Here is a 23,293-nt window from a genome sequence, read left to right on the forward strand (position 1 = left end):
ATGACCTACCACGCCGCCGAGAACCGCTACGACAGCATGCCATACCGCACGTGCGGGCGCAGCGGGCTGAAATTGCCGCTGCTGTCCTTGGGACTGTGGCACAACTTTGGCGACAGCAACAATCTGGCTTCGCAGCGCGACATGCTGCGCACGGCCTTCGACCTGGGCATCACGCATTTCGACCTGGCCAATAACTACGGCCCGCCGTATGGCAGCGCGGAAAGCAATTTCGGCAAGCTGCTGCGCGACGATTTTTTACCGTACCGCGATGAGCTGATCATTTCCACCAAGGCAGGCTGGGACATGTGGCCGGGCCCGTACGGCCAGGGCGGCGGTTCGCGCAAATACGTGCTGGCCAGCCTGGACCAGAGCTTGCAGCGCCTGGGCCTCGACTATGTCGACATCTTTTACTCGCACCGCTACGACGCCGATACGCCACTGGAAGAAACCATGGGCGCGCTGGCGACCGCCGTGCAGCAGGGCAAGGCGCTGTACGTGGGCCTGTCCTCGTATTCGCCGCAAAAGACGGCCGAGGCGGCCGCCCTGCTGAAAGAGTGGAAAGTGCCGTGTCTGATCCACCAGCCTGCCTACAATATGCTCAACCGCTGGATCGAGGAAGACGGCTTGCTCGATACCTTGCAGGATGAAGGCATCGGCTGCATCACGTTCACGGCGCTGGCGCAGGGGCTGCTGAGCGACAAATACCTCGACGGCGTGCCGCAGGATGCGCGCGTCAACCGCCCCGGCGGCGGCTCGCTGCTGCAACAGCACCTGAGCGCGGAAAACCTGGCCCGCGTGCGCGCGCTGAACCAGATCGCCGCGCAGCGGGGCCAGACCCTGGCGCAGATGGCGCTGGCCTGGGTGCTGCGCGATCCGCGCGTCACCTCGACCCTGATCGGCGCGAGCAGCAGCGCGCAAATCCGCGAAAACGTGGCCGCGCTGCAGCAGTTGTCGTTCACGGCCGACGAGCTGGCCGCCATCGACGTGCAGGCGCGCGAAGGCCATATCAATCTGTGGGAAGGCCCGTCGCGCGCCGTATAAGGCGTTCACGGCGGCGACATCGGCGGTGGCAGCAGCGCGCATAGTTCCTGCGCCACCTGCCGGCGCCGTTCCGGCGTGGCGAAGACGCCCACGTCCACCTGCGCGCCGCCATGGCCGATATCCTTGATGCGTATCAACTGGCGCGGCCAGCACGGCACGTCGACGCGCGTGCGCCATGGCGAAAAGTGGTGGCGTTGGCAGTGACCGGCGCTGACCTGTTCGATGATCAGTTCGCCATCGCGCAGGGCGATGTGTTCATAGTCGCGCGCGTGGCGCAGGTAATGCAGCAGGGCGATGCTCACCAGGCCCAGTTCGGCGAAGGAAAAGACGGGAATGTACCAGAGGCCGCGCAGCGCAAAGACGGCGGCAATGAGCAGGGAAAACAGGCATAGCAAGCCATAGGCGCGCAGCAACTGGCGCGCCGTCAAGGCACTGTGGCGCGCCAGCAGCCATTGCGGCTGCTCGCGCGAGTGATCGCGTGGCATGGCGCCTCCCGCACTATCGCTCCATCACCGCGGCGGCCTGCGCCGCCAGGTTCCGCCAGATCGTTCAGCCAGCGTGCGCCCGGGTCAGGCGCCCATCCTCACCAGCGCGTGGCCCACGTGCTGCCACCAGTGATCGCGCGACCTGACCTGTTTCAGGCAAGACGTGTCGATTTCCGTCGGAAACACGCGATCCTGGCACGCCTTCGTTTCCAGGGCATAGCGCTGGTTTTCCGCCGCCGCCAGGGCAACGATCAGCCAGAACGCCAGCGCCAGCAAGACCACCAGCGCACTCCAGGCCAAGTGATTGGTGTTACTTTTTTCGCCAAAAAACTCGCGCGGCCGCGTCTCGCGGTACATCGACATCAAGCCTTTTTCTTTCTCTTCCGACATCTGCGTTTGCATCCTCTGACATCCTATCCTGTGCCGGCCGGCTGGCCATGGCGGCAAGCACGCCGCCTTGCCAGCATTTTACGCTGATGGCGCCAGAGCGGCGGCAATTTGCGGCCGGCCACCGGCATCAGGGGCGCGGCGCTGGCGCCTGGGGAGCGCCGGGCTCGCCATCGCCCTCCTCCGCGGGCCGCACGGGCGCCAGGCTTTCCACATGATCAACGTCGATATCGCCGCCGTCCGGCGCCGTATTGCGCGGCTCCACGCCGGCCCGTTCGCCCGTGCCGGCCGCATCGCTGTCGTTCTCTAACGCTTCCACATCCTGGCCGGGCACGCCCTGCATGTCGCTGCCGCTGTCGGAACTGTCACTGGGACCGAGCGCGCCCTTGCCATGGCCGCTGCCCAGGACGCGGTCGGGCGTGACGGGCAAATTGTCCGGATCGAGTGTGCTGCTGCTCATGGCTGACTCCCGTTAACAAAAAAACCAGCTTACTCTCCTGGCCCGTCCAGTGGCGCACGCCTGCACGACCTTTTCCAAGGGGCAAATGCGGCGGCGCACAACTATTTTCAGAATTTACTTCACAAATGTAATATTCATTGCTATAGTTAATCCAAGTAAGCATCTTCTCATCCAGAAACTGCTTCATCGGCGGTACGGCGCCCACCAGCGCCATGCCGCCGAACCGACCGGTACGTGGCGATCCGGCCCATCCACCCAGCCATCATGCACATTTTGGAGTCTTATCATGCAAGCCAAATCACTCATCGCAGCATTGTTTGCCATTACCACCGCCACTTCGGCGTTTGCCCAGAACGCCGCGCCTGCCGCCGCCAGCCAGCAGCTCACGCGCGCTGACGTCACGGCCGAATACATCCGTGCCCGCAACGCCGGCGAAATCGCCACCAGCGAAGCCGACTATCCGAAAACGCCGGCCACCGCCGCCAGCAAGGTGACGCGCGAACAAGTCATGGCCGAGTTCTACGCCGCCCGCAAGGCTGGCCTGATCCCGCAAACGGAAGCGGACTTTGATGTCGCGCAGACGGCCAAGCACGTCGTGAAATAAGAAACCAGTCAGCCGGTTTCAGCAAGTCAGTACGTCTGTAATACACCTCAGTTGCGGCGCAGCACCCCGGGCCACTCCCGGCGCTCACCGCGGCGAGCTGTGATTGTTCCCTGTACCACCCCAACACCATCGTTTTCCGGAGTCTTGCATGTCCCTGCACCGCCGTCTGCTTGCCGCCAGCCTGATCCTTGCTTTGAGCGCCTGCGCCGACATGGGCCATATCGCGCCGCAATCGGCCATGCTCGACGCCAACAAGCTGCAGGCGAGCCAGGCCATGGATGCCGCCGCCAGCGCCGCCATCCAATGGCCGCGCACGCAATGGTGGCAAGACTTGCACGACCCCCAATTGAACCGTTTGATGGACCAGGCGCTGGCCGACAGCCCCACCCTGCGCGGCGCCCAGGCGCGCGTGCGCCAGGCCGAGGCGCTGGCCGGCGCGGCGGAAGACAAGACCCGCCCGCAGGCGGACGCGAACGTCTCCATCAACCGCGAACTGTATTCGCAGCACGGCAGCACGCCGGCGCCGCTGGCAGGCAACTACGCGTGGCGCAACCAGGCCACCGTCACGGCCTCGTACGACCTCGACCTGTGGGGCCGCAACCGCGCCGCCCTGTCCGCCGCCCTGGGCGACGTGCAGATGGCGTCGGCCGAATCGCAGATGGCGCGCCTGGCCCTGGAAACGGCGCTGGTGCGCACCTACATCCAGCTGTCATACGAATTCCAGCTGCAGGACGTGATCGAACGCAGCCTGGCGCAGCGCGCCCGCATCCTCGACATCACGCGCCAGCGCAAGGCGGCCGGCATCGGCACGGACATCGACGTGGCGCAGATCGAAACCACCTTGCCGGCGGGCCGCCGCCAGCTGGAGCAGTCGGCCGAGTCGCTGGCCCTGCTGCGCAACCAGCTGGCCGCGCTGGCGGGCAAGGGCCCGGCGGCCGGCGCGGCGCTCACGCGCCCCGTGCTGCGCCTGGACCAGCCGCTGGCCATTCCCGCCGCCCTGCCGGCCGACCTGATCGGCCGCCGCCCCGACATCGCCGCCCAGCGCTGGCGAGTCGAAGCGGCAGCGCAGCGCATCGACGCGGCCAAGGCCGAGTTCTACCCGAACGTCAACCTGGTGGCGTTCGCCGGTTTCCAGGCCTTCGGTTTCAGCCACTTTCTCGACGCCAACTCGCAAGTGCGCGGCGCCTCTCCCGCGCTGAGCCTGCCCATCTTCGCCGGCGCCCGCCTGCGCGCCCAGCTGGGCAGCCAGACGGCCGCGTACGACGGCGCCGTCGAGCAATACAACGCCACCGTCATCAACGCCATGTCGGACGTGGCCAACGCCGTCACCCGCGCCCAGTCGCTGGCAAAGCAGCACCAGTTGACGGTGCAGGCGCTGGCCACGGCGCAGCGCGCGCGCGACCTGGCGGAAAAAGCCTACAAGGCGGGCATGAGCGACGCCATCAACATGCTCAACACGCAAGTGGCGCTGCTGGCGGAAGAACAGCAGCAGGCGCAAAATGGGGCGCGCGAGCTCGATCTGTACGTTTCCTTGATGAATGCATTAGGAGGCGGCATCTAAGCTTGCAATCCTGGCATTGCCCTAGCCCAACAAGATACAATCGGAACTTTATTCACACATGAAGGAATATGACATGACCGCTTTTGACGCCACCTCCAAGCGGCTGCAAAACATCCGCACGCGCATGCCAGGCTTCCCCATGGAACTGATGCGCCTGCTGCGCATGACGTACCACATCCAAAAAGGCATGAAGGACTTGACCAATGCCGCGCTGAAAAAGCACGACCTGGTCGATGCCAGCTATATGGTGCTGGCCGTGCTGTACGGCACGGACGACGAAACCTCGAACGCCTGCACCCTGGGCATGGCCTGCCATGAAAAGCCGGCCAACCTGACGCGCGTATGCAACGACCTGGAAACGCGTGGCCTGATCCACCGCGGCACGCGCCCCGGCGACCGCCGCTCCGTGATGATTTCGCTGACCGACAAGGGCCGCGCGCTGATCGAAACGGCGCTGCCCGACGTGTACCAGGAAACCTCGGCCCTGTACGAAGGGTTCACGCAAGAAGAGCTGCAAGTGCTCGACAAGCTGTACATGCGCCAGCTGCGCAACCTGAACAATCTCAACAACCAGAACTGATAGCCTATCGATGACGCCAGCCACAGCAACTACATTCAAGCACAGCCCTCTGACCCGGGCGGCCCACTGGCTGGCGCTGGCGCTGCAGGACTGGCGCGCGACGGAAGGCGAACGCTGGATCTACGTCGGCAAGACCCTCATCGCCGCGTTCTGCGCCCTGTGGCTGGCCTACCGCCTGGGCCTCGATTCGCCCAGCACCGCGATGACCACCACCATCATCCTGGCCCTGCCCAGCAGCGGCATGGTGCTGGAAAAAAGCTTTTACCGCCTGTGCGGCACCCTGCTCGGCTGCACGGCCGCGCTGACCCTGATCGGCCTGTTCCCGCAGCAGCCCGTGCTGCTGTTCGCCGGCCTGGCCCTGTGGGTGGGCCTGTGCACGAGCGGCTCGGCCCTGCACCGCAACGCGCAATCGTATGTGTACGTGCTGGCCGGCTACACGGCCTGCATGATCGTGCTGCCCGCCATCGAGCAGCCGATGCAGGTGTTCTCGCTGGCCGTCACGCGCGTGGCTGAAGTGAGCCTGGGCATCATCTGCTCGGCCGCCGTCTCCAGCGTGCTGCTGCCGCGCCACCAGGGCACGCAGGTGATGCGCACGGTGCAGGCGCGCTACGGCAAATTCCTCGCCTTCTGCCATGACGTGCTGCAGCAAAAGCTCACGCCGGCGCAGGTGGAACTGACGCATCTGCAGTTTGCCGCCGACGTGGCGGCGCTGGAACTGGGCCGCTCGGCCGCCCTGTTCGAAGTGACCAGCAAAGTGAGCCACGTGCGCGCGCAGAACCGCAAGCTGCACGCCTTCAACGCCACCTTCATGACGGCGCTAACCMCCTTCTATACCTTCCACCGCCTGTTCGACCGCCTGCAGCGCGATGGCGAAACCCAGGTCATGCAGGCGTGCGCGCCCCTGTACGCCATCGTCGCCGAGGCGCTGCAGGCGACGCCTTCGCAAGACTCGCTCGACACCATGCAGCGGCACTTGCAGACGGCGCTGGCGCAGGCGCGCGCGGACATCGACGGCGCGGCCATCGCGCATGCGCAGCGCATCGATTTCGATACCGTCTGCGAGCTGCTCGAGCGCTTCGCGCGCGACATGAGCCGTTTTCATGAAGTGTATTTCAGCCTCGTGCACGACACGCCGCTCGACGTGAGCACGCCGCAGGCCTATGCGCCGAAGACGCCGCCCGCGCTGGTGCTCGCCAGCGGCGCGCGCGCCGGCATCAGCCTGGCCCTGCTGGCGCTGGGCGCCTACTTCCTCGCCTGGCCCTACGCCAGCACGGCGATGCTGATGGCGGCCGTGTTCTGCGCGCTGGCCTCGTCCTCGCCGCGCCCCATCATAATGATCCGGCAGGTGCTGACGGGCTTTCTGATCGCCATGCCCCTGTCGCTCGTCTGCGTGTACTTCGTGCTGGTGCACGGCGACGGCTTCCCCATGCTGGTGCTCAGTTTTGCGCCCTTCCTCGCCGTCGGCCTGTACCTGATGACGAATCCCGCCAAGCTGGGCGTGGGCCTGGGCGTGTCCACCTTCATCACGCAGATGGCGCCGACGAATCTGATGCATGTCGACGGCGCGGCCTTTTTGAACACGGGCATGGCGCTGATCGTGGGACTGATGCTGGCCGCCCTCGTGTTTGCCGTGCTGCTGCCCGAGCACACGATGGGCCACAAGGACCACATCGGCCCGGCCCTGTGGCGCGAAGCGCTGCGTGCATGCACGGCGCCGGCGCGAAGAGTCAAGCACCGTTTCGACAACCGCGTGCGCGACCTGCTCAGCCAGCTCAATGCGGCGGCCGGACCGGCACCGGGCGAGGCCACGCGCGCCGTCGTGCGCCAGGCCCTGACCTTGCTGGAAATCGGCCATTCCGTGATCGAATTGCGCGAACTGATCGCGACCGCCCGCCCGGGCGCCACGCGCCATGCGCTGCAGCAGTGCGTGGACGCCATCGCCGGCTGGCTGCGCACGCGCGGCGATGTGCAACTGCAGGCGGCGCTGGCCGCCACCCTGCAGGCGGGCGCCGTGGTGCGCGCGGCACAAAMGCAAGCCGATGCGACAGCCGAACGCGGCGCGCGCCTGCACACGGCGCTGGCCGACCTGCATTCGATCTACACCTCATTACTCGACCACATGGCGCCTGGCGCCGGAGACCACCATGCCGCGTGAATTCGCCCTGTTCGGAATTCTGATTCCTACCCTGCTGCCCCTGTTCATCCTCAGCATAGTCCTGCAAACCCTGCTCGACCGCGTGCTGGGCTGGCTCGGCGTATACCGCATGGTGTGGCACCCGTCGCTGGCGCGGCTGTGCATCTTCATCGCCATCTTCGGCGCGCTGGCTTTATCGCTGTACAAATAGCGCTGCAAATAAAAAAAACTGTTCAACCCGATCAAGGAAAGGCTGCCGACATGGTAAGCAAACTGACCCGCTATGCAATCACCCTGCTGCTCTTGGCAGCAGCCCTGTGGATAGGCAAGACCGTATGGGACCGCTACATGGAGTCGCCATGGACGCGCGACGGCCGCATCAAGGCCGACATCGTCAACATCAGCGCCGACGTGGCCGGCACCGTCACGGACGTGCTGGTGCGCGACAACCAGGTGGTGCAAAAGGGCGACATCCTGTTCGTCGTCGACAAGGAACGCTATGCGAGCGCGCTGGCCCAGGCCGACGCCGTGCTGGCCGCGCAAAAAACGGAAATGGGCCGCCGCGGCAAGGAAGCGCAGCGCCGCGCCAATCTGGATGCCAGCATCATCTCGACGGAAAGCCGCGAAAGCGCGGCCTTCGCCGCCACCTCGGCCACCTCGCAAGTGCAGGCCGCCGTGGCCGCCCGCGCGCTGGCGCAATTGAACCTCGAACGCACCACCGTGCGCGCGCCCGTCAGCGGCTACGTGACGAACCTGAACGTGCACAAGGGCGATTTCGCCGCCGTCGGCGCGGCCAAGCTGGCCGTCATCGACAGCGCCTCGTACTACGTCGTTGGCTATTTCGAAGAGACCAAGCTGGGCATGCTGGCGCAGGACGACAAGGCGGAAATGAACCTGATGAGCGGCGGCACCCTGCACGGCCACATCGAGAGCATCGCGCGCGGCATCACCGACCGCGACGCCGCCACGGGCCGCGAACTGCTGGCCGACGTCAACCCCACCTTCAACTGGGTGCGCCTGGCGCAGCGCGTGCCCGTGCGCATCCACATCGATGAGCAAGACAAGAATCAGGTCCTGGTGGCCGGCACCACCTGCACCGTGGTGATCACGCCCCATTCTGCGCCTGCGCCGAAACCGGTGGCCGCGCACCCGGCATGATCATGGTCCGCGGCGGCGCCGGGCGCCTGGCGGAAATCGCCCTGTTCCTCGACGCCTCGGCGCTGGGCAGCTTTTCCGCCGCCGGCCGCAAGCACGGCCTGTCGCCGGCCGCCGCCAGCGCCGCCATCGCGCGCCTGGAAACGGCGCTGGGCGCCACCCTGTTCGAGCGCACCACGCGTCAGCTGCGCCTGACGGCAGAAGGTTTGCACTACCGCCAGTACAGCGAGCAGGCGCTGGACTTGCTTGCGCAGGCCGAAGATGGCTTGCACGGGGGCGGCGCCGGCGTGCGCGGCGTGGTGCGGATTTCGGCGCCGTCCGACATCGGCCGCCAGCTGCTGCTGCCCATGCTCGACCGCTTCGCCGCGCTGCACCCGCGGCTGCGCCATGCGCTGACCCTGACGGACATGACGGCCAACCTGGTGCAGGACGATATCGACCTGGCCATCCGCTACGGCGAGCTGCCCGACAGCGACATGGTGGCGCGCCTGCTGCACCCGGGCCGGCGCGTCGTGTGCGTGGCGCCCGCGCTGGCCGCCAAAGTGGGCGTGCCGGCCGCGCCGCGCGACCTGGCCTCGCTGCCCACGCTCGTGCTCACGGCAGGCGACGGCGCACCGCAAGAATGGCGCTACCGCGAAAACGGCAAGCGCCACAGCCTGCGCCTGCCGGGGGACTGGCACAGCAACGACGGCGAAATCATCCGCCGCTGGGCCGTGGCCGGCCATGGCTATGCCTACAAATCCCTGCTCGACATCGGCGACGACCTGCGCGCGGGGCTCTTGCAGACCGTGCTCGACGATTATTTTGCCGACAGCGTTCCCCTGAACCTGCTGTACCGGCGCAGCCGCTTCCAGCCGCCACGCGTCGCCCTGCTGGCCGACTTCCTCGTGCGGCAGTTCGCCGCGCTGCAAGCCTGACGGCCGCCCTTACTGTGGCAGCACGCCCAGCTGGCGCAGCAGGGTCAGGTTATCTTCCAGGTGCCAGTTATCGCTGATGCGCCCCTGCGCATTCACCCGGTACAGATCGAACGCATGGAAATCGATGGCTTGTCCCTGTCCCTGCAAGGGGCCCTGCGGCGTGGGGAAGACGCCCGTGAAGCGGCCCGTGAAATGCAGGCGCAAGGTCACCCTGTCGCCGGCCACCAGCATCTCCTCGATGGCCACCTTCAAATCCGGCACGGCCGCGTGAAACACCTGCGACGCCTGCAACGGGCCGGCCAGTCCCTGCGGCCGGCCGGCGGGCAAGGTGCGGTCCATAAAATCGTCGGCCAGCGCCAGGCGCGCCAGGGCCGGGTCGCCGCTTTCCCAGAACGCTGCATAGCGGCGCGCGGCCAGCGCCACCGTGGCGTCGGCTTTCGCACCGGACAAATGGGCCGGCATGGGCAGATTGATGGCGCAATGGGCTGGCGCGGCGGCCAGCAGGGACAGGGCCAGGATGGCCGGAGCAAGAACAGGGGCAGAAGCGGACATGGTGGTTCCAGGTGAGTTGATCGGCGTGCATATGGCACACCGCCATTCTGGACTCGCTTGCCCGACTTGATAATTGGCCCCGCGTTTGAAGCAATTGCTTGCCAGCGTTGAAAATCAGCGCCCGCCGGCCACGTCGAGGAGGCTGCCCGTCACATACGTCGCGCCCGGCCCCAGCAGGTACAGGATGGCGTCGGCGATTTCCTCCGGCTGGCCGCCGCGCTGCATGGGCACGTTGGATGCCAGGCGCGCCACCCGTCCCGGTTCGCCGCCCGAAGCGTGGATATCCGTGTAGATGATGCCGGGCCGCACGCCATTGACGCGGATGCCCTCGGCCGCCACTTCCTTCGCCAGGCCGATGGTGAGCGTGTCAACGGCACCTTTCGAGGCCGCGTAATCGATGTATTCGCCCGGAGAGCCGAGGCGCGCGGCCGCCGACGAGACATTCACGATGCGTCCGCCCCGCCCGCCGCGCGCCGTCGACATGCGCCGCACGGCCTGCTGGCAGCAGAGGAAATAACTGATCACATTGGTGCGCAGCACGCGTTCGAGGCGCTGCACGGAAATATCGGTCAGCCGGCATTTCTGCTCCAGCACACCCACATTGTTGACCAGCGCCGTGAGCGTGCCCAGGCGCGCATCGACTTCGCCAAACAGGCGTTCCACGTCCGCTTCCTCGCCGGCGTCGGCCTGCACGGCGATCGCCTCGCCGCCGCCCGCCACGATGCGCGCGCACAGCGCTTCTGCCGCCTGCGCATCGCGCACATAGTTGACGCAGACGGCATAGCCCTGGCGCGCCGCCAGCAGCGCCGTCGCCGCGCCGATGCCGCGGCTGCTGCCCGTAATCAGGATCACTTCCTTCATCGTACCTCCTTGGTGGTTGTGGTCTCATGATACCCGCAAGCTGCAGACGTAAAAAAGCCCGCACAAAGCGGGCAGTTTGCCGATCCATCCCTCATCGTCACGACGCCGGAGAAAATCGTAGCGAGCGGCAGTGATTTGTGGCCGAGAAGCGCAACCGTACTTTGTACGGGGGCGCCGAGCCGGTGAGCATCGCCGGCCGCAAAGCGCGACGCGCAGTAGATTTTATCCTGCGTTCTATGATCTGAAATGCGTCATGGCGTAGGTCAGGTGCTGCCACCAGTGCTCGCGCGTGTGCACGGAGGCCAGGCATTTCGCATCGACCTCGTTCTTGAACGCGGGGTCCACGCAAGCCTTGCTGGCCAGCGCATTGCGCTGGTTTTCCACGTTGACGATGGCGATCGACAACCACGCCACGAGGGCGACGGCCAGCACGCACAGGGTCCAGGGCAGCTGTTTCATGGTGTTCTCCGGTATTACTTCTTCGCCGGCGCCGGGGCGCGCTCTTTCAGCACGCGCGCCACCAGTTCATCCATCACGCGCAGGGTCGCCGCCTGAGTCTGCGGCTCGGATTGGCCCGGACGCGACAGCTGCGATGGCGAGGTGACAAAGCGGCCGTCGATGACGATGGTCGGCGCGCTGTCGATCTTGCTGGCGGCGATCAATTGTTCATTGCGTTTCAGCTTGGTCTGCACGCCGAAGGAGTTGAACATGTCCAGGTATTTGGCCTTGTCGATGCCGTTCTTCACCAGCAGATCGAGGATGGCGTCATCGCGGTTCAGGCGGTTGCGTTCGACGTGGATGGCGCGGAAGATCTTGTCGTGGAACTGGTCCAGCTGGCCCATCGCCTCCAGGGTGGCATAGGCGTGCGCCTGCGGATCCTTCGGGCCGGAGAAGGCCAGGTGGATGCGGCGGAAGGCGATCTTGTCGCCCTGCTTCTTGACCCAGTCGTGCATCAGCGGATCGAGCGCGTAGCAATGCGGGCACGAATACATGAAGTACTCGACCACTTCCACCTTCTTGCCCGTGTCCGTACGCACTGGCGTCGTGAGCGTGGTAAAGCCGGTATCGGCCGCCATGGCGCCGCCGGTGGCCGCCACCAGGGTGACGGCGGCAAGCAGGGGACGCAAGAAACGCAGAAAACGCATAATAATCCTTCATCATAAGTGGTCGTGAACGGGGCGAGATTACCACTTTTTGCGCCGGGCTTCATCGCCCGGCCGGAAAAAAAGCGCTTTTATCCGCTCCGTTTGCGCCCGCTTAAGCCGCATTTAAGCCCCGCCGCGTGCCTGCCTCAGAAATGGTAGCGCGCCGACACGCGCAACTGGCGCGCATCGTTGAGGTAAATGCTGGAGCGGCAGCCCGGCGCATCGCCATAATGGCGGCGGTTGGCCAGGTTGCTGCCGGCCAGTTCCAGTTCCCAGGCGGCCAGCTTGCGCGCATAGCGCCCGTCCACGGTGGCGAAAGCGGGTACCTGCGCCAGGCAGCTGCCGGCGAAATCGGGGCCGTAGCGCAGCGCGCGCAGCCACTGCACGCCCACGTCGGCACTGGCGCCGCCCTGCCCCGTCCAGCTCAGGCGCAGGCTGGCCAGGGTTTTCGGCACGAGGGCGATGTCCGGGCCGTCATAGACGTAATCGTCATAGCGCGCATGCACTTGCCGCAGCTGAGCGTCGAGGCGCCAGTCGCGCGCCAGCGCCATGCCGGCCTCGATGGCGATGCCTGCGCGGCGCGAGGGATCGAGGTTGCCCGCAAAGCCCAGCTGGCCCAGGTTCTGGTCGAAGACGATCTGGTTGCTCAGGCGCTCGCTGAACAGGCGCACGGAAGCGCTGCGCGCCGCGTCGCCGAAGGTGGCGCCCACTTCCATTTCGCGCCGCAGCTGTCCCGCCAGGGGACGGTAGCCGGCGCGGGTATAGCCATCGTCATCGATGCGGTAGCTGCGCGCGGCCCTGGCGTACACGCCCAGTTGCGGGCGCAGCTGCAGGCTGCCCTGCAAGTCCCAGGCATTCTGGTTTTCCCAGTCGCAGCCGCTGGCGGGCATGTCGGCCGGGTCGAGCTGAAACTGTTCATGCCGCAGCCCCAGCAACAGGCGCGGCGCATACGAGCCGCCGAAGGCCAGCTCTTCGCGCAGCAGCAGCGCGCGCGAGTACTGGCGGCGCTGCGCATCGCCCGCGCGGCCCGAGCGCCGCTGCCACTGCATCAGGTCCAGGCCCACTTCCGTGTCCGTGCCGACGCCGGCCACCTTGCCGTAATGCCGCAGGCGCGGCGCCAGCTGACGGCGGCGGCTGCTGTACGTCGACTCGATGCTGCCGTCCTCGCCCGCATAGTGGGCCGTGGCGCGCTTTTCCCGCTGCGACAGCTCCACGCCCAGCTCGAAACTGCCCACATAGCGCTGCACGAAGGCGCTGGCGCGCCGCACCTCGTAGCGGTACAGGTCTTCCGGGCGGGCCGTCAGCAAGGCCAGGAACGGTGCTTCTGGCGCGGGATAGCGGGTGTCCTGGTTCAGCTGGTCGGCGCTGAAGCCGAAGCGGCCCTGGCGCAGCTTCCATTCCGCGCCGCCATTGAAGCCGCGCTGGTGAAACACGCTGCCATCGCGGTAATTGCCATTGCGCAGGCCGTCGATGGCCACATCGAGCGACATGCCGCCCTGGTCGCGCGACAGGGCGCCGCGCATGCTGTGCTGGCCGCCCTGCGCCAGTTCGGCGGACAGATCGCCGTGCGTGACGCCGGCCGCGCCACCGTCCGCGCCATCCTGCGCGCGCGCCGGCATGGCCAGGGCGCACAACAGCAAGGTGCGCGCGGCGATGTTCAGGGCGGAAGGGGCAGGCATCATGGCGGATAGCTGGGGACGCTACCGGGGCGCGAACGCACGGTAGTAGGAGGATGGCAAAAGCGAATCATTATACGCACGGCGCGCGGCGCCGCAACAGCGAGCTGGGCTGCCAGCATAATCCATTGCTTATTTGTAATTTTTACAGGTATATTAATGAGCACCCGGCGATCCTGGGCGCAGCCGACTGCATTTGAAAATCAACAAGTCACTGTGGGAGTCACGCATGGAAAGTCGTAGCACACCGCGCCGCCGCATTGTCCCCCTCGCGGGCAAGCTCAAAGCCCTTGCCATCGCCGCCCTGCTGCTGGCCGGCCTGGCCCTGCAGGCCGAGCTGTTCGCCCAGCCGGACCACGGCAAGCCGGCCAGCGCGGCCGTGCCGTTGGCGCCGTCCGCCGACGGCATCGCCCTCGCTTCGCCGCACGCGGCCGCCGTCACGACGCCCAGCGCCAGCAACGCCTGGGGCGGCGTGCGCACGGACGCGCAAGCGACCCTGTCGGACCGCGTGGTCGACTACCGGATTGAAGCGACGCTCGATCCCGTCAAGCACACCATCGACGGCCAGCAGCAGCTGCGCTGGCGTAACCGCAGCGCGCAAGCCGTCAGCAGCGTGTACCTGCACCTGTACCTGAATGCGTTCGAAGGCGAGCATTCGACCTTCTTCACCGAGAAGCGCAAGTTCGATACGGGCTTTCGCTCGGGCGTCGGCACGCGCGACGGCGAGTGGGGCTACATCGAGTTGCGCAGCGTGACGCAGAACGGGGCCAGGGCGCCCTGGCATTTCGTCCAGCCCGACAACGGCCCGGCCACCGACCGCACCGTCGTGCGCGTCGACTTGCCGCAGCCCGTCGCGCCGGGCGCCGAGACGACGCTCGACATCCGCTTCTTCGACCAGCTGCCGCGCGTCATCGCGCGCACCGGCTATTTCGGCAGCTTCCACCTGGTGGGCCAGTGGTTCCCGAAGATCGCCGTGCTGGAACTGCCCGGCGAACGGGACGCCACGGCGCCGCGCTGGAACGCGCATGAATTCCACCTCAATTCGGAGTTTTATGCCGATTTCGGCCACTACGACGTGAAGCTGACCGTGCCCAAGGAATACACGGTGGGCGCCACGGGCGAACTGCAGGGCGCGCCGCAGGAAAAGGACGGCATGCTCACGCACCACTATGTGCAGGGCGACGTCCATGATTTCGCCTGGACGGCCGACAAGCGCAGCGCGCAGCCCTTGATCGGCAACTGGAACGGCGCCGGCAGCCCGCCCGTGGAAATCAAGGTGCTGTACCCGCCCGAGTACGCGTCCAACGCGGCGCCCGCGCTGCAGGCGGCCAAGGACTCGCTCACGTATTTCTCGCGCACCCTGGGCCCGTATCCGTACAAGACCCTGACGGTGGTGATACCCCCGTTCAATGCGGCCGAAGCGGGCGGCATGGAATACCCGACCTTCATCACGGCCTCGAGCTATGCCAGCCTGCAGCCGAAGACCATCGCCGGATTCGGCCTCGACTTCGTCACCATCCATGAATTCGGCCATGGCTATTTCTACGGCATCCTGGCCTCGAACGAATTCGAGGAACCGATCCTCGACGAAGGCTTGAACGAGTACTGGGACCAGCGCATGCTGCGCGCGCGCGGCCAGGACATCCACGCCACCACGCCCCTGCTCAAGCGCCTGGGCTTCGCTCCCGCCTTCAAGGTCTTCGAGGCCGAGCGCATGGCCGCGCCGCGCCAGGATGCGGCCGATCCGCTGGGCCAGAACGCGTGGGACCGCCTGCAGGGCGTGGGGCCCGTCTACAGCCGCACGGCCGTCACCCTGCGCGACCTGGAAGCGCACATCGGCAGCGAGGCCATGGAACGGGGCTTCAAGGCCTACTACGAACAGTGGAAATTCCGCCACCCCAGCGTGGCCGACCTGCGCGAAGCGCTGGCCGAAGCGACGGGCCAGCGGCGCATCGTGGAACAGGTCTTCGCGCAGCAAGTCCATGCCAGCGCGAACATCGACGACCGCATCGGCAGCTTCACCAGCGAAGAGCAGACGCCGCTGGCCGGCCTGGCGCTGGTGAACGGCAAGCGCGTGGAACGCACGGCCGAGGCGCTGGAAAAAGAAGAGGACAAGGTGCGCGCGGCATGGGACAAGGCGCACCCGGACGCCAAGCCCGGCACGGGACCGTATCCCTATCTGACCAGCGTGGTGCTGCGCCGCCGCGGCGCGCCCGTGCCGCAAGTGCTGCTGGTGAAGTTCGCCGACGGCAGCTCCGAACGCGTGGTCTGGGACAACGAGCAGCTGTGGCAGCGCTATACCTGGAGCAAGCCCGTGAAGGCCGTCTCGGCCGAACTCGATCCCGACCGCGTGCACTACCTCGACGTCAACAAGCTCGACGACAGCCGCACCCTGAAGGCCGACACGTCCGCCGCGCGGCGCTGGAGCCTCGACCTTGCCGCCGCCTTCCAATACCTCCTTTCCCTGATTGCCATCGTATGAGCGCCACTTCCACGCCACGGGCCAGCGGCCTGACATTGACCACGCGCGCCAGCCGCGCCGCCCTGCAATGGCGCTTGCTGCTGCTGTGGGCCGGCCTGCTGCTGATCCCGACCATCGTTGCCGTCATACCCGTCTGGCGCACCCTGGGCGCCAGCCTCGATCACGCCGTGCATGCGGCGGCGCTGGCGCAGCGGCTCGACCTGATGACGGTGGCCGACCTGGCCGCCAATGCCATCCGCAATGGCGCCGCCATCAGCCAGGCCGCCATCGCCGGCGTCGTCCTGGCCCTGCTGCTGTCGCCGCTGCTGAGCGGCCTGGTGGTAACGGCCGCGCGCGCGCCCGCGCCACTGGGCTTCGCAGCCCTGCTGACGGGCGCCTTCAGCGAATACGGCCGCATGCTGCGCATGCTGTTGTGGAGCATCGTGCCGCTGGGCGTGGCGCTGGCGATCGGCGCCGGCGCGCTGAAACTGGCCGACAGGCACGCGGCGACAGCCATCCTGGAAGCCGACGCCGACCTGGCCCGTCACCTGGCCCTGCTGCTCACGGGCGTGCTGTTCCTGCTGGCCTGCGCCACGCTCGACGCGGGACGCGCGGCGCTGGCCGTCGACCGGCGCCGCACCTCGGCCGTCAAGGCCTGGTGGCGAGGGCTCGGCATGCTGCGCCGGCGTCCGCTGGTCTGCCTGGCCATCTACTTCGGCATCACCGTGCTGGGACTGGCCCTGTATGCGCTGCTGGGCGTGGCCCGGCTGAACCTGGCCGGCCCGGGTCCGCTGGCCCTCGCGGCCGGCTTGTTGGCGACGCAGCTGGCGGCGCTGGCGCTGGCGTGGATGCGCAGCGCGCGCCTGTTCGCCCTGATCGGCGTCAAGCGTTCAATCTCCTAGTCAGGCCCCCAGGCGCCCTTCATCGGCCAGGAAGTCGATGAAGGTGCGCACTTTCGAGGACAGGTAGCGGCGGCTCGTGTAGATGGCGTACACCTTGCCGCCCGCCAGCTGGTAGCCGTCGAAGAGGCGCGCCAGCCGCCCCGCCGCCAGGTCCGCATCCGTTTGCCACGATGGCAGCAGCGCGATGCCCATGCCGTCGAGCACGGCCGCGTGCAGCAGGCTTTCGTTATTACATTGCAGCACGGGCGTAAACTTCACCGTCTCGCGTCCCTGCGGCCCGTCGAAGGCCAGCTCATTGCCGTTTGCCAGCAAGGAATAGCTGATCATGGCATGTTGCGCCAGGTCTTGCGGCAACTGCGGCCGTCCCGCGCGCGCCAGGTAGGCGGGCGAGGCCACCAGGTGAAAGGCGATGCTGCCGATGGGCCGCGCGATCAGGGCCGGCGACGGCGCCTGGCTCACGCGCAGGGCCAGGTCGAACCCCTCTTCCACCAGGTTGACCACCCTGCCGCTCAAATCGATGTCGAACGTCACTTCCGGGAAGCGCTCGCGGTAGGCGGCCAGGGTGCGCGTGAAGATGGCGTTGGCGAACCAGACGGGGGCGCTCAGGCGCAGCATGCCGCGCGGCACCACCGTCGTGCGGCCGACCGTCGCTTCCACTTCGTCGAGGTTGTCGAGCATGTCGCGGCACTGTTCAAAATACACCTTGCCGATTTCCGTCAGGCTCAGGTGGCGGCTGCTGCGGTTCAGCAGGCGCGCGCCCAGGTGGCGTTCCAGGTGCATCACGTGCTTGCTGACCATGGCCGGCGACAGGCCCAGGCGCTCGCTGGCACGCACGAAGCTGTCCAGTTCCACCACGGCGCGAAACACGCGCATGCTGCGCAAGGTATCCATGACGGTCCAATCATCAACAAAATGGAAATGATATATCAATAATTGCGATCTTGATCAACTGACCGCGCATGACTATCATCGATGGCATCAGTCATTCCACTACGGAGCCGCCATGCAAGAGCACACCTTCCCCACCTATTTCCTGTCGCACGGCGGCGGCCCGTGGCCGTTCATGAAAGACCAGTTCGGCGGCCGCTACGATGTTCTCGAAGCATCGTTGCAGGATATCCCGCGCCAGATCGGCGCGCGCCCGCAAGCCGTGCTGGTCGTCACGGCGCACTGGGAAGGGCCGCAATTTCTCGTCTCGGCCAGCCCCAGGCCGGGCATGATCTACGATTATTCGGGTTTTCCGCCGCACACCTATCAAATCCAGTACCCGGCGCCGGGCGCGCCGGAGCTGGCGGCGCAGGTCAAACAATTGCTCGATGCGGCCGGCCATCCGGCGCGCCTGGACCATGAGCGCGGTTTCGACCACGGCACTTTCAGCGCCCTGTTCCCCATCTATCCGCAGGCGGACGTGCCGCTGGTGCAGCTGTCGCTGAAACACGGCTACGACCCGCTGACGCACGTCGAGGTGGGCCGCGCGCTGGCAGGCCTGCGCCGCCAGGGCGTGCTGATCGTCGGCAGCGGCCTGTCCTACCATAACCTGCGCCAGTTCGGCCAGGCGGGCGCCGTCGCCTCGCACCAGTTCGACGCCTGGCTGCGCCAGACGATGTCCTTGCCGCCGGCGCAGCGGCTGCAACAGTTGCTGGCCTGGGACCAGGCCCCGGGCGCGCGCCAGGCCCATCCGCAGGAAGACCACCTGCTGCCTCTGATGGTGGCGCTCGGCGCGGCCGAGCAGGAAGCGGCGCAAGTCGTGTATCACGAGGAGGATTTCTTTGGGGCGCTGGCGGTAAGCAGTTTCAAATTCGGATAATCGGCCAGCGCAGAAAAAAAGCGCCGCGACAGTGATGTCGCGGCGCTTTTTGCATGGAGGGGATATGAATCAGGTGCCGCGCTTGCCCCGCGCCGCATTTTTCGCCTTTTCAGCGGCGATTTCCGCCGCCTTCGCCGCTTTTTCCGCCATTTCGGCCGCATGCTGGGCCAGCAGGGCCGCGCGCGTGTCCGGCGTTTCCAGCGAAATGCGCCCGAGGATGCCGCTGCGGTAGTCGAGCAGCAGGGTGTGCGACGCTTTCTCGAAATCGTAGTCGCCGCCCTTGATGCGGAAGCCGCGCTTGGCGGCGATGCCCTCGACCACGCCGATGGCGTCGACTTCGCCGACCTTGGTGCCGTAGCGGGCCGCCAGCAAGTCGGGGTAGCGCTTGAGCAATTCCTCGGCCAGGAACACGGCCACTTCCTCTTCGATCAGCGCATTCGAGCCGATGGCGTGGCTGGCCGCCAGCATCAGGCCGTCGCTGGGGATGGCGATCTTCGGCCACAGCATGCCGGGCGTGTCGACGAGGATGGTGTTCTTGTCCAGATACAGCTTTTGCTGCATTTTCGTCACAGCCGGCTCGTCGCCCACCTTGGCCACGCGTTTTTTGAGCAGCGCGTTCATCAGGGTCGACTTGCCCACGTTGGGAATGCCCATGATCATGATGCGCAGCGGCTTCGTCGCCACGCCGCGGTGCGGCGCCAGCGATTTCGCCAGTTCCGGAATGCGCGCCACGTCGCCCGGCTTCTTGGTCGTCATCGCATACGCGGTCACGCCTTCCTGGGCATTGAAATAGGCCACCCAGGCGGCGGTGGCGGCAGGGTCGGCCAGGTCGGTCTTGTTGAGGATTTTCAGGCAAGGGCGCTGGCGGAACAGGCGCAGCTCGTCCACCATGGGATTGCAGCTGGCTGCCGGCAGGCGCGCGTCCACCACTTCAATCACCAGATCGGTGTTTTCCATGGTTTCGGCCGCTTTCTTGCGGGCCGCGTTCATGTGTCCTGGGTACCATTGTATCGCCATGCTCTTGCTTTCAAAATCGTTCGGTCAATCCGCTATTTTACGTGGTTGCCGCCGCGACGTCCCATTTTCCGCCGCCAGCGCCAGCCGTGCGACGCGAACGAGACAATTGGTGATAATTTGGCAGTTACACGAATGATAAGATCCGCAGTCCGTCCAGCCTGGCCGGTTCCCCATTGCAAGTTCAACCTGGCACGCATTCCATGCATCTTCCCCGTTTTTTCCTCCTCGTCCCCCTTTGCGCCTGTCTGCTGCCCGCCATGGCCCAGGAACAAGCGTCGGCGCCAGGCGACGCAGCGAACCAGGAAATACAACAGATTGTCGACGTGCAAGGCACGCGCGATCCCGACCTGCGCCCCTACCGCACCATGCTCAAGGGACTCGATGCGTATGCCGACCACCAGCGCCTCGCGCCTGGCGCGCCGCTGCGCTTCATGCTGATCCCCGCCACGCCGAAGGCCAGGCTCGAAGGCGTGACCCTGCACCTGTCGGCCGACAATCTGTCTATCCCCGTGCCACTGGCAGCGGACGGCGGTTTCACCTTGACGCGCGACAAGACCGCCTACGACGCAAATGCCGACCTGGTCAGCAACAAGAAGCGCGACACCGTGCGCTGGCGCGCCGACATTCACACGCCAGGCCTGCCCCAGAACGTGCGCCGCCTGGGCGACTTGCGCCTGGAATGCGAAATCCGCTGGGCCGTCGAGCAGGATGACCTGCCGTTTGTGCGGCGTAACCTGTTCCGTCTGGCGGGCGGGCCGTGCCACTCGTCGCTGATCCACGTACCGTTTCCCGTATTCCGCAAGCTGCTTGCCGTGCAGGCGCGCTCGGGCGAGCGCACGCTGGATATCCGCATCACGGAAGACCGCCAGCGCTACGTGCCGCCGCTGCATGACGTGAGCTGGGACGACAATACCCTGCTGACCCTCACGTATGCAGATGATGGCAACATGGCGGAAGCCGCCCCGGCACCACCCAAGAAGGCGGCGCTGCGCCAGTGATACGCGCGCGGGAACCGGGTCAAATATTTCTACATGGACTTTTATATTTACTGAAAGAAACAAAAAAGTATGCTCTAATATCGCCTCTTAAATGAAAAGCAATGTTTTCCGGACTGGCTGGCAGCAGGCGCAGGGAGACAGGCGATGGGATAGCTCGATATGATGATGGAACACACTGGCATGGCGCCCAAGCGCGTGCCGCGCAATGACTGGAAGAAGGAATGCCGGCGGCTGCAGGGGCAAGTGGTGCAGCTCGAGGAGCGCTTGAAACGTCAGAGCGCCGACAGTTATGGCTTGCAAATGCTGTACGACCAACTGGTCAATGAAATCAAGCACCACCGCGACATGTTGCAGCTTGACAGCTTCGATGCGGATAAATCATCGCTCGTCTACACGCAAGCATGGCGCCGCTTCATGGCCGGCGACGCGCTCGACTATCAGACCCATCGCCACACGCATTCCAGCAGCCGTCCCACCTTGCTGTAATTCGCTGCGCCCTTACAGCTCCGCCAGCGCCTTCACGTGCGCCGCCACGCTGCGGCCCAAGGACGACAGGTTGTAGCCCCCTTCGAGACAGCTGACGATGCGGCCCTTGCCATACTGATGGGCCACGGCCATCATCTGCTGCGTCATCCATGTGTAGTCGGCCTCCACCAGGCCCATGCCGCCCACGTCGTCTTCGCGGTGCGCATCGAAACCGGCGGAAATGAAAATCATCTGCGGCTGTTGCCGGTGCAGCGCCGGCAGCCAGTGGTCGAGCACCAGCTGGCGCACGGCATCGCCCTTCGAGCGGGCCGGCACGGGCACGTTGACGCGCGTGTCGGTATAGGATTCCACATCGCTGTACGGATAGAACGGGTGCTGGAAAAAACTCACCATCAGGATGCGCGGGTCGTGCGCCACGGACTCGGCCGTGCCATTGCCATGGTGCACGTCGAAGTCGACGATGGCGACGCGCTCGAGGCCACGCACGTCGAGCGCATGCTTGGCGGCGATGGCGACATTATTGAACAGGCAGAAACCCATCGGTTCGCTGGGCCGCGCGTGGTGGCCGGGCGGGCGGATCGCGCAGAAGGCGTTGCTGATCTCGCCATCGATGACGGCATCCGTGGCTGCCACGGCCGAGCCGGCCGCAGCCAGCGCCGCCTCATAGCTGTGCGCATTGAGCAGGGTGTCGCCGTCGAGCGGATAGTAGTCGCCCTCCTGCGGCACATTGTCGCGCACCAGGCCGATGGCCGTGGCACTGTGGTTGCGCTCGATATCGGACAATTGCGCGCGCACGCCGTCGCGGTGCTCGACCAGGTCGCTGATGTGCGCGAGGATCAATTGATCGTTGATGGCCTGCAAGCGGGCCGGTGATTCTGGGTGCCAGTCGCCCATTTCATGGCGCTGGCAATCGGGATGGGTATAAATGGCTGTGCTCATGCGCTGTACTGGTTACCTCTGTCTCTGTCCATTCTCCGGGAACACTGCATGGCATTCCTGTTCGCCCTGCGCGTTCTCGCATAAAATCACTGGCCGGTCTGTGCCGCTACCGCACTAATCTACCACGTGCACGGCACGGGCGGGCGGCACGACTTGACCTGGCCAAAGCGATTGTAAATTAAATAATCCGACTTACTGTGATAGAAATAGCATGTTTTCGAAAATACACCAGGCCGCACAGCAGATCGGCGAAGTTCTCGTCGGCAAACACTTGCAGATCCGCCAGGCGCTCGCCTGCGTGCTGGCCGGCGGCCACCTGCTGATCGAAGACGTGCCCGGCGTGGGCAAGACCACCTTGGCCCACGCGCTGGCCATCTCGCTGGGCCTGCAATGGAAGCGCCAGCAATTCACCAGCGACCTGCTGCCCGCCGACGTGGCCGGCATGAGCGTGTATGACCGGGGCAGCGGCAGCTTCATCTTTCATCCCGGCCCCCTGTTCACGCAAGTGCTGCTGGCCGACGAGATCAACCGCGCCACGCCGAAGACCCAATCGGGCCTGCTCGAAGCGATGGAGGAACGGCAAGTGACGCTCGATGGCGTCACGCATGCGCTGCCGCAGCCGTTTTTCGTCATCGCCACGCAAAACTGCGCGCACCAGCTGGGCACCTTTCCCCTGCCCGAATCGCAGCTCGACCGTTTTCTCATGTGCGTCACCCTGGGCTACCCCGATGCGGCCGCCGAACGGGCGTTGCTGCTGGGCGCCGACCGCCGCGCCATGCTGCAGACATTGCCTGCCGTGATGAACGCGGAAGAATTGCTGCAGGCGCAAGCGGGCCTGCGCGCCATCCATGCTTCGGCCGCCGTCGCCGACTACGTGCTGGCCCTCGTGCATGCCACGCGCGCGCCGGGCGTGTTTGCCGATGGCCTCAGTCCGCGCGCCGCGCTGGCCCTGCTGCAGGCGGCGCGCGCCTGGGCCGCGCTGGCGGGACGCGACCACGTCACGCCCGACGATGTGCAAGCCGTACTCGTGCCCGTCTGCGCCCACCGCCTGCATGCGGCGCAAGGCTCGCTGGATAGCCGCGCGCTGCTGCAGCACATGCTGTTGAGCATTCCCGTCTGACCGGC

At 66.1% G+C, this 23,293-nt stretch carries 25 protein-coding genes; 14 read left to right on the forward strand and 11 right to left on the reverse strand.

Annotated features, from left to right (window positions below):
* Entirely contained in the window at nt 1–1,041 is a 1,041-nt protein-coding gene (mgrA, locus tag CBW66_RS09175; RefSeq protein WP_086138246.1) for an L-glyceraldehyde 3-phosphate reductase, read from the forward strand.
* Between the two features lie 5 nt (nt 1,042–1,046).
* Here the strand turns inward: mgrA and CBW66_RS09180 are convergent, their stop codons facing one another.
* From CBW66_RS09180 to CBW66_RS09190, 3 genes are all read right to left on the reverse strand, one after another.
* Entirely contained in the window at nt 1,047–1,526 is a 480-nt protein-coding gene (locus CBW66_RS09180) for a DUF2244 domain-containing protein (protein WP_086138245.1), read from the reverse strand.
* Nucleotides 1,527–1,610: 84 nt separating this feature from the next.
* On the reverse strand, nt 1,611–1,928 hold the full coding sequence (locus CBW66_RS09185; protein ID WP_086138244.1) for a hypothetical protein: 318 nt from the start codon (nt 1,926–1,928) through the stop codon (nt 1,611–1,613).
* Nucleotides 1,929–2,043: 115 nt separating this feature from the next.
* The gene (locus CBW66_RS09190) at nt 2,044–2,373 is read right to left on the reverse strand and encodes a hypothetical protein (RefSeq protein ID WP_086138243.1); all 330 of its coding nucleotides are present in this window, start codon (nt 2,371–2,373) and stop codon (nt 2,044–2,046) included.
* Nucleotides 2,374–2,659: 286 nt separating this feature from the next.
* Here CBW66_RS09190 and CBW66_RS09195 point away from each other — a divergent pair, with 286 nt between their 5' ends.
* From CBW66_RS09195 to CBW66_RS09225, 7 genes are all read left to right on the forward strand, one after another.
* Complete coding sequence (locus tag CBW66_RS09195) at nt 2,660–2,977, forward strand: DUF4148 domain-containing protein (RefSeq protein ID WP_086138242.1); 318 nt, start codon at nt 2,660–2,662, stop codon at nt 2,975–2,977.
* 148 nt (nt 2,978–3,125) lie between these two features.
* Nucleotides 3,126–4,538 carry an efflux transporter outer membrane subunit gene (locus CBW66_RS09200; protein ID WP_086138241.1) on the forward strand — a complete coding sequence of 471 codons (1,413 nt, stop codon included), beginning with the start codon at nt 3,126–3,128 and terminating at the stop codon, nt 4,536–4,538.
* 73 nt (nt 4,539–4,611) lie between these two features.
* Complete coding sequence (locus tag CBW66_RS09205) at nt 4,612–5,118, forward strand: MarR family winged helix-turn-helix transcriptional regulator (protein WP_086138268.1); 507 nt, start codon at nt 4,612–4,614, stop codon at nt 5,116–5,118.
* Between the two features lie 10 nt (nt 5,119–5,128).
* Complete coding sequence (locus CBW66_RS09210; protein ID WP_253251336.1) at nt 5,129–7,273, forward strand: FUSC family protein; 2,145 nt, start codon at nt 5,129–5,131, stop codon at nt 7,271–7,273.
* Complete coding sequence (locus CBW66_RS09215) at nt 7,263–7,463, forward strand: DUF1656 domain-containing protein (RefSeq protein ID WP_086138240.1); 201 nt, start codon at nt 7,263–7,265, stop codon at nt 7,461–7,463. The genes CBW66_RS09210 and CBW66_RS09215 overlap by 11 nt, the downstream gene beginning before the upstream one ends.
* A gap of 50 nt (nt 7,464–7,513) precedes the next feature.
* Nucleotides 7,514–8,410: an efflux RND transporter periplasmic adaptor subunit gene (locus CBW66_RS09220; RefSeq protein ID WP_086138239.1), complete on the forward strand. Its 897-nt coding sequence runs from the start codon at nt 7,514–7,516 to the stop codon at nt 8,408–8,410.
* Nucleotides 8,407–9,324: a LysR family transcriptional regulator gene (locus CBW66_RS09225; protein ID WP_230492007.1), complete on the forward strand. Its 918-nt coding sequence runs from the start codon at nt 8,407–8,409 to the stop codon at nt 9,322–9,324. The genes CBW66_RS09220 and CBW66_RS09225 overlap by 4 nt, the downstream gene beginning before the upstream one ends.
* 9 nt (nt 9,325–9,333) lie before the next feature.
* Here CBW66_RS09225 and CBW66_RS09230 read toward each other — a convergent pair whose 3' ends face one another.
* The 5 genes from CBW66_RS09230 to CBW66_RS09250 all read right to left on the reverse strand — a co-directional run bounded on the left by CBW66_RS09230 (nt 9,334) and on the right by CBW66_RS09250 (nt 13,564).
* A complete protein-coding gene (locus tag CBW66_RS09230; protein WP_086138237.1) occupies nt 9,334–9,876 on the reverse strand; it encodes an ester cyclase in 543 nt (180 codons plus the stop codon).
* A 114-nt stretch (nt 9,877–9,990) separates the two neighbouring features.
* On the reverse strand, nt 9,991–10,737 hold the full coding sequence (locus CBW66_RS09235) for an SDR family oxidoreductase (RefSeq protein WP_086138236.1): 747 nt from the start codon (nt 10,735–10,737) through the stop codon (nt 9,991–9,993).
* Between the two features lie 234 nt (nt 10,738–10,971).
* Nucleotides 10,972–11,196: a hypothetical protein gene (locus CBW66_RS09240; protein ID WP_086138235.1), complete on the reverse strand. Its 225-nt coding sequence runs from the start codon at nt 11,194–11,196 to the stop codon at nt 10,972–10,974.
* A gap of 14 nt (nt 11,197–11,210) precedes the next feature.
* A complete protein-coding gene (locus CBW66_RS09245) occupies nt 11,211–11,882 on the reverse strand; it encodes a thiol:disulfide interchange protein DsbA/DsbL (RefSeq protein WP_086138234.1) in 672 nt (223 codons plus the stop codon).
* Between the two features lie 146 nt (nt 11,883–12,028).
* Nucleotides 12,029–13,564: a TonB-dependent receptor gene (locus CBW66_RS09250; RefSeq protein ID WP_086138233.1), complete on the reverse strand. Its 1,536-nt coding sequence runs from the start codon at nt 13,562–13,564 to the stop codon at nt 12,029–12,031.
* 223 nt (nt 13,565–13,787) lie between these two features.
* On the opposite strand from CBW66_RS09250, the gene CBW66_RS09255 reads away from it, so the two are divergent.
* The gene (locus CBW66_RS09255; RefSeq protein ID WP_086138232.1) at nt 13,788–16,040 is read left to right on the forward strand and encodes a M1 family metallopeptidase; all 2,253 of its coding nucleotides are present in this window, start codon (nt 13,788–13,790) and stop codon (nt 16,038–16,040) included.
* Entirely contained in the window at nt 16,037–16,921 is an 885-nt protein-coding gene (locus tag CBW66_RS09260) for a hypothetical protein (RefSeq protein ID WP_086138231.1), read from the forward strand. The genes CBW66_RS09255 and CBW66_RS09260 overlap by 4 nt, the downstream gene beginning before the upstream one ends.
* On the opposite strand, the gene CBW66_RS09265 is transcribed toward CBW66_RS09260, so the two are convergent.
* Nucleotides 16,922–17,812 carry a LysR family transcriptional regulator gene (locus tag CBW66_RS09265; RefSeq protein ID WP_086138230.1) on the reverse strand — a complete coding sequence of 297 codons (891 nt, stop codon included), beginning with the start codon at nt 17,810–17,812 and terminating at the stop codon, nt 16,922–16,924.
* Nucleotides 17,813–17,924: 112 nt separating this feature from the next.
* Here CBW66_RS09265 and CBW66_RS09270 point away from each other — a divergent pair, with 112 nt between their 5' ends.
* Nucleotides 17,925–18,728, forward strand: a complete 804-nt coding sequence (locus CBW66_RS09270) for a class III extradiol ring-cleavage dioxygenase (protein WP_086138229.1) — start codon at nt 17,925–17,927, stop codon at nt 18,726–18,728.
* Nucleotides 18,729–18,797: 69 nt separating this feature from the next.
* Here the strand turns inward: CBW66_RS09270 and ylqF are convergent, their stop codons facing one another.
* On the reverse strand, nt 18,798–19,745 hold the full coding sequence (gene ylqF, locus CBW66_RS09275) for a ribosome biogenesis GTPase YlqF (RefSeq protein ID WP_086138228.1): 948 nt from the start codon (nt 19,743–19,745) through the stop codon (nt 18,798–18,800).
* A gap of 200 nt (nt 19,746–19,945) precedes the next feature.
* Here ylqF and CBW66_RS09280 point away from each other — a divergent pair, with 200 nt between their 5' ends.
* Together CBW66_RS09280 and CBW66_RS09285 are read left to right on the forward strand one after the other, a co-directional pair.
* Nucleotides 19,946–20,743, forward strand: a complete 798-nt coding sequence (locus tag CBW66_RS09280; protein WP_139841656.1) for a hypothetical protein — start codon at nt 19,946–19,948, stop codon at nt 20,741–20,743.
* A 159-nt stretch (nt 20,744–20,902) separates the two neighbouring features.
* The gene (locus CBW66_RS09285; protein WP_086138226.1) at nt 20,903–21,229 is read left to right on the forward strand and encodes a hypothetical protein; all 327 of its coding nucleotides are present in this window, start codon (nt 20,903–20,905) and stop codon (nt 21,227–21,229) included.
* A 12-nt stretch (nt 21,230–21,241) separates the two neighbouring features.
* Here the strand turns inward: CBW66_RS09285 and CBW66_RS09290 are convergent, their stop codons facing one another.
* Nucleotides 21,242–22,168: a histone deacetylase family protein gene (locus tag CBW66_RS09290; RefSeq protein WP_070219411.1), complete on the reverse strand. Its 927-nt coding sequence runs from the start codon at nt 22,166–22,168 to the stop codon at nt 21,242–21,244.
* Between the two features lie 211 nt (nt 22,169–22,379).
* On the opposite strand from CBW66_RS09290, the gene CBW66_RS09295 reads away from it, so the two are divergent.
* Entirely contained in the window at nt 22,380–23,288 is a 909-nt protein-coding gene (locus CBW66_RS09295) for a MoxR family ATPase (RefSeq protein ID WP_086138225.1), read from the forward strand.
* Nucleotides 23,289–23,293 lie beyond the last annotated feature (5 nt).

The sequence above is a fragment of the Janthinobacterium sp. GW456P genome, assembly GCF_002127655.1.
GTDB lineage: Bacteria > Pseudomonadota > Gammaproteobacteria > Burkholderiales > Burkholderiaceae_D > Janthinobacterium.